Source organism: Faecalibacterium butyricigenerans, assembly GCF_020687345.1.
Classification (GTDB): Bacteria; Bacillota; Clostridia; order Oscillospirales; family Ruminococcaceae; genus Faecalibacterium; species Faecalibacterium butyricigenerans.
The window spans coordinates 1-5,585 of sequence record NZ_JAJEQL010000056.1 but is presented as its reverse complement, the minus strand read 5'-3'; the positions used below and the strand labels follow the sequence as shown (position 1 = coordinate 5,585).

5 protein-coding genes, 1 tRNA gene and 1 pseudogene are annotated in these 5,585 nt (G+C 60.4%); 4 read left to right on the top strand and 3 right to left on the bottom strand.

Annotation, left to right across the window (positions count from 1 at the left end):
• Positions 1-84: 84 nt before the first annotated feature.
• Positions 85-2,145 carry an ATP-dependent DNA helicase RecG gene (recG, locus tag LKD23_RS12535; protein ID WP_227621916.1) on the top strand — a complete coding sequence of 687 codons (2,061 nt, stop codon included), beginning with the start codon at positions 85-87 and terminating at the stop codon, positions 2,143-2,145.
• Positions 2,146-2,195: 50 nt separating this feature from the next.
• Here recG and LKD23_RS12530 read toward each other — a convergent pair whose 3' ends face one another.
• Entirely contained in the window at positions 2,196-2,897 is a 702-nt protein-coding gene (locus tag LKD23_RS12530; RefSeq protein WP_227621915.1) for a metallophosphoesterase family protein, read from the bottom strand.
• Between the two features lie 177 nt (positions 2,898-3,074).
• Here LKD23_RS12530 and LKD23_RS12525 point away from each other — a divergent pair, with 177 nt between their 5' ends.
• The 3 genes from LKD23_RS12525 to LKD23_RS12515 all read left to right on the top strand — a co-directional run bounded on the left by LKD23_RS12525 (position 3,075) and on the right by LKD23_RS12515 (position 5,032).
• Positions 3,075-4,430, top strand: coding sequence for a D-alanyl-D-alanine carboxypeptidase family protein (locus tag LKD23_RS12525; RefSeq protein ID WP_227621914.1), 1,356 nt, complete (start codon positions 3,075-3,077; stop codon positions 4,428-4,430).
• A 113-nt stretch (positions 4,431-4,543) separates the two neighbouring features.
• Positions 4,544-4,628, top strand: a tRNA-Tyr gene (locus LKD23_RS12520).
• A 152-nt stretch (positions 4,629-4,780) separates the two neighbouring features.
• On the top strand, positions 4,781-5,032 hold the full coding sequence (locus LKD23_RS12515; RefSeq protein WP_227621913.1) for a DUF6061 family protein: 252 nt from the start codon (positions 4,781-4,783) through the stop codon (positions 5,030-5,032).
• A gap of 98 nt (positions 5,033-5,130) precedes the next feature.
• Here LKD23_RS12515 and LKD23_RS12510 read toward each other — a convergent pair whose 3' ends face one another.
• The gene (locus LKD23_RS12510; protein ID WP_223387700.1) at positions 5,131-5,307 is read right to left on the bottom strand and encodes a hypothetical protein; all 177 of its coding nucleotides are present in this window, start codon (positions 5,305-5,307) and stop codon (positions 5,131-5,133) included.
• 17 nt (positions 5,308-5,324) lie between these two features.
• A pseudogene (locus LKD23_RS12505) lies at positions 5,325-5,585 on the bottom strand (plasmid recombination protein); the annotation flags it as partial.

Sequence of the window (5,585 nt, the reverse complement as noted above, 5' to 3'; positions counted from 1 at the left end):
CCCCGCTCCGGGGGGCCGCTTTTCTTTTGCCCTCCGCCGTGATACAATGGACATATCATCACTTTCCGGAAAGGAGGCCGCGCCATGCCTGCCGAGTCTCACACCACCCTCACCCCGGACACTCCGGTGCGCTACCTCAAGGGCGTCGGCCCTAAGACCGCCGAGCGGTTCGAGAAGCTGGGCATCCTGACCCTCAGCGACCTGCTCTGCCACTATCCCCGCCGGTATCTGGATTTCTCGAAGCCCTATTCCATCGCCGAAGCTCCCAGCGACACCGAGTGTGTCGTGAAGGCCGAGGTATTCGCAAAGCCCGGCGGGCGCATCCTCCCGGGCAGGCGGCGGATGGAGCGCATCACCGCCGGGGATGATGTGTCCAGCCTCGAGGTCACATGGTTCAACAACCCCTATGCAGTCCAGAAGCTGGAGCTGGGACAGGAATATTATTTTCAGGGCATCGTGACCGGCGGGATGCTCCGCCGCCAGATGGTCAACCCGCAGGTGCGCACCGACGCACAGGTGGCCTCCTCCCCCTTCGAGGCTGTCTACCCACAGACCGAAGGGCTGACCAGCAGCGCCATCGCCAAATGTGTGCGCCAGCTCCTCCCTCACGTCGAGCTTCTGCCCGACCCCCTGCCCCCCGGGATGCTGAAAAAATACCGCCTGCTCCCCAAGGCCGACGCCGTCCGGGCCATCCACTGCCCTGCCTCTGAGGAGGAGGCCTTCGCGGCGCGGCGGCGGCTCATCTACGAAGAACTGCTGGTCTTGCAGCTGGGCATCGGGCGGATGAAGAACCACGGCGCGGCCTCCACCGGCGCGCCCATGCAAAAGGCCGACGCCTCCCCCTTCTGGGACGCTCTCCCCTTTTCTCCCACCGGCGCACAGCGGCGGGCCGTGGAAGAGATCCTGACCGATATGGCGGGTGAGACCTCCATGAACCGGCTCCTGCAGGGCGACGTGGGCAGCGGAAAGACGCTGGTGGCCGCTGCGGCCATCTGGGCCTGCATCCGGGCCGGGTATCAGGCAGCGCTTCTGGCGCCTACCGAAATTCTGGCCAGCCAGCACGCCGAGAACCTGAACCGCCTGCTCGCCCCCTTCGGGATGCGGGTGGCCCTGCTCACAGGCGGGATGAAGGCTGCCCCGCGCCGCACCACCCTCGCCGCCATCCGGGACGACGAAGCCGACCTCATCGTGGGCACCCACGCCATCCTCAGCGAGGGCGTGGACTTCGCCCGGCTGGGGCTTGCCGTCGTGGACGAACAGCACCGCTTCGGCGTCCGCCAGCGGGGGATGCTGGCCGAAAAGGCCGCGAACCCCCACCTGCTGGTCATGAGCGCCACCCCCATTCCCCGGACACTGGGGCTTTTGATGTACGGCGACCTCGACATCTCCATCCTCGACGAGCTGCCGCCGGGCCGCAAGCCGGTCAAGACCCGCTGCATCACCGGCAAGAAGCGGGCCGACCTCTACGGCTTCCTCGACCGGGAGATCGGTGCCGGGCGTCAGGTGTATATCGTCTGCCCCGCCATCGAGGACGCGGGCGGCAGCGGCCTTAACGCCGTCAAGAGCTACTACGAGGACATCGCCAAGGCCCTGCTGCCCGACCGCCGGGTGGGCCTGATGCACGGCAGGCTCAAGCCGAAGGAAAAAGCCGAGGTCATGGAGGATTTCAAGGCCGGGCGGCTGGATGCCCTCGTCTCCACCACCGTCATCGAGGTGGGGGTGGACGTGCCAAACGCCACGGTCATGGTCATCGAGAATGCAGAGCGGTACGGCCTGAGCGCCCTCCACCAGCTGCGCGGACGGGTGGGCCGGGGCGCGGCGGAGAGCTGGTGCTTCCTCGTCAGCGACAACGCCTCCGAGTCGGTGCAGAAGCGGCTCCGCTTCCTCTGCTCCACCTCCGACGGCTTCGCCGTGGCCCAGTACGACCTTGAGACCCGCGGCCCCGGCGACTTCTTCGGGAGCCGCCAGCATGGCCTGCCGACCTTACAGGTCGCCGACCTCATGAACGACACCCGCACCCTCCACGCCGCCCAGAGCGAGGCCGCGGCCCTGCTGGCCGCAGACCCACTCCTCGAGCGCCCTGAGCACGCCCTGCTGGCCCATCAGGTCGAGCAGATGTTCGATCAGGCCGGGGCCATGAACTGAGGAGCAGCAAAAAAGGCCCCCGCAGCGTCAAACTGCGGAGGCCTTCTGTTTCAATGTCTGCTCTTTTTCTGCCACCACTTTTTCTTCTCCCCGATGCTCACCACATCGCAGAAGAGGCAGCGGCTCTTGGTGGAGAGCTGCACGTCCCGGTGATAGCAGCCGAAGAACCACTTTTCGTAGGTCGTCTTCATCACGACCTTGTCGAGAAAGAGGTGCAGCCGGTTGCTCTCGCCCACAGCCAGCACGCTGAAATCCAGAAACTTGCTTGGCGCGTCGTGGGTCAGCACATAATCTACCTGCCAGCCGTTTGCTTCCAGCGCGGCTTCGCAGCGGGCGTATTCCTCGTCCGAGGGCATCTCCTGCGGCCACCAGTTGACGTGGGTCTCCCGTTCTTCCTTGTCCGGGCTTTCCGCACCGCCGAAGCAGAGGTATTTCTTCCCTTCCAGCTCCAAAACGCTGCCCCGGCAGACATGGTACAGCTCCCCGCCCAGCGGCTGCACCAGCCCGCCGAATTTTTCCTCGGTGGGATACTGCTCCAGCAGGTCGTAGTTCTCGTGGCTTCCGTCGAGGAAGAGGAGGGTGTAAGGCCGTCTGCGCAGCCAGTCCAGCTTCTTCTGCTCGGCCTTGCTGCCGTCCCACACGAAGCCGAAATCGCCCAGCACGATGACGATGTCGCCCTTGCCTGCCCGGCGCAGTTCTCTTTCTTTGAAACGGTCCAGCTCGCCGTGGGTGTCGCCCGTAAGATATACCATTCTCTGCCTCCCTGTGCGGAGTGTGAAATCGACCCAAAAGCCTTGTCACGCCCCATCAAACCTGTTATTATAAAGTATAAGGCCCCTCTGGCGAGCCTTGTTTCTGCTCTGTGTGAACGGACCATGCTTTTTGTCCGATACTATAATATATTATCGCTTTTTGAGGAAAATGTCCACATGAAACGTATCGTTACCCTGTTTCTCAGCCTTGTTTTGCTGTTGAGCTGCCTGTGTGCACCGGCCTCAGCCCTCTTCGACCCCAGCCTCTTCTATGAGGTGCAGGCCAGAAGCGCCTATGTCGTCAATACAGACACCAACATCATCGTCTACGACAAGGACAGCTCCCGTCAGGTGCCCGCCGGGGGGCTGACCAAATATATGACCATCGCGCTGCTGCTGACAAACTATGCCGACCAGCTCGACAATACCTTCCAGATGCCCTTTGCCATCTCGGACTACGTCCACAACAGCGACAACGCCGATATGCGCTCCAACGAGACCTTCACCTACCGGGAGGCCGTCTATGCGATGGTGACGCGGAACGCTAACGAAGCCGCCATGGGCCTCGCCTACAGCCTCTCGGGCGGTGACCTCGCCGGCTGGGTGAGCCAGATGAACGCCCTCTCCCAGCGCATCGGCACCACCGGCAGCACATGGACGGACGCCTGCGGCCTCGACAGCGGCAATGTGACCACAGCCGTGGATATGTACCTTATCCTGCGGTATCTGATGAGCTTTGATGCCTTCGTGGAGATCTCGTCCGCCCCCACCTTCACCATGCCCGCCAAGGAAAAGCACGCCAAGAGCTTCGTCCTCCTGAGCCAGAATGTAGCGCTCAACAAGACCAGCGGCGGCAGCTTCTACCGAAAGGCCATGCAGGGCGGTATGTGCGATGTGATGGCCTACAAAAACGACCACGGCGACCAGAGCTATGTTTCGTGGGCCAATCAGAACGGCTCGACCTATATCTTCTGCATCATGCAAAGCCCTGACACCTGCGACGCCTACGGCTATGCCAACCGCCGCCCGGCCCTCTATGAGACGACCCGGCTCATCGACTGGGTGTTCCAGAGCTTTTCCATCCAGCCCGCGCTGGACACCGACCTCGCACTGGCCGAGATCCCCGTCAAATATTCCTCCGACACCGACACCCTCAAGCTCTACCCCGACAACAGCATGATGACCCTCCTGCCCTCCTCGGGCGACGGCACCGTGACCCAGAAGTATTTCCATCTGCCCGACTACGTCTGCGCCCCCATCCAGCAGGGCGACATCATCGGAACGGTAGAGCTGAAGCTGGCCGGCGAGACCATCGGCATGGTCAACCTCATCGCCGGGCAGGACGTGAGCCAGAGCAGCCTGCTCTACTCCCTCTCGAAGCTGCGGGAGTTCTTCGGCAGTCTCTACCTCAAGGTCGTGCTCTGCGTCAGCGCCCTCTGCGCCATCGTCTATGTCGCGTGGCTCTTCCTCAACGCCCAGCATGACCGCCGCCCCTCCAAGAAGATCCACCGCTACGGCCGTCCCCGCGACTGAACCATGCCGTCCAGCATCCGGATTTTCCCGAAAAAGCTGTAAAAAGCAGTTGACAAATACGCTCCCGAGTGGTAATATATACAGGCAGTCCTCGACTGCAGAAAACTGTATAAGGGCGTGTTCCCGAGTGGCCAATGGGGACAGACTGTAAATCTGCTGCTTTCAGCTTCGGTGGTTCGAATCCACCCGCGCCCACCAAACAAGAAAAATCCGAACCTATTTCCGATTGGAGAAGGGTTCGGATTTTTCGTTTTCTTCGGGTTTGAGAATGAAGGCTCCCGTAGACGGCGCAAAACTCCGATACCTTGTCATAGACCGTAAGCCAATAACAAGATTTGGAGGGTATGATTATGAAGTACGATGAAAGAGCCTGCAAGTTTAATATGGACACTCGCTGCGTGGAATTGCTGCTCCGGGATGGAAGAATGATCTCCATCGACTGTACCGGGGTCGAGGATGCGCTGAATGTGACCATGGTGCAACAGACAGAACTGGACTACCTTATCTACAATGATCCACTGGGCTATGCCGATTTGATTCTGAACGGTGACCCAGAGGAATATTTGAAAAATGCAGCCGGGAGCCATGGATTAGAAGATTAAGGGCAAAAAAATAAGAGGTGCGCCCAACTGGACACACCTCGGCGAGATACATCTATGTAAGGCAGGGCGTTCCCTTTACCGGGAGCGTCCTGCTGTTTTTATGCGGCAACAGGCAATGCTTGTAGAGCTTCCTGCTCTTTCAGCCATTCCTCATATTCACGCTGGCCTTCCTCGCTGTTGAAAAACTCAACCATGGAGGGATAAAAGCAACGTGCAAGGGTCTTGATTGCTTCATCCGGGTAGCCGGATTTGTTTGACTTCTTCTTTTTGTTCAAATAGTATCCTCCGAAACTCAAAGTTCCATATCCTGCCCACGCTTGCGGTTTCGCTGCGGCACATTCATGGTGCGCTCCTGCTTGGGGGCAAGAATCTTTTCCAGAAAGCCACGCACCAGTTCGGGCGCACGGTGGAGAGCATCCAGATAGGGTTTCACGTCGTACCACAGGTCGTGGTACTTGTTGCTCCAACGAACGGCCTCTTTCTTGGCGGTGGAAAGTTCTTCTTTCAGGCGGCGGTTCTCCACATCCATCATATAGCCGTGGTCGGCTTGCTT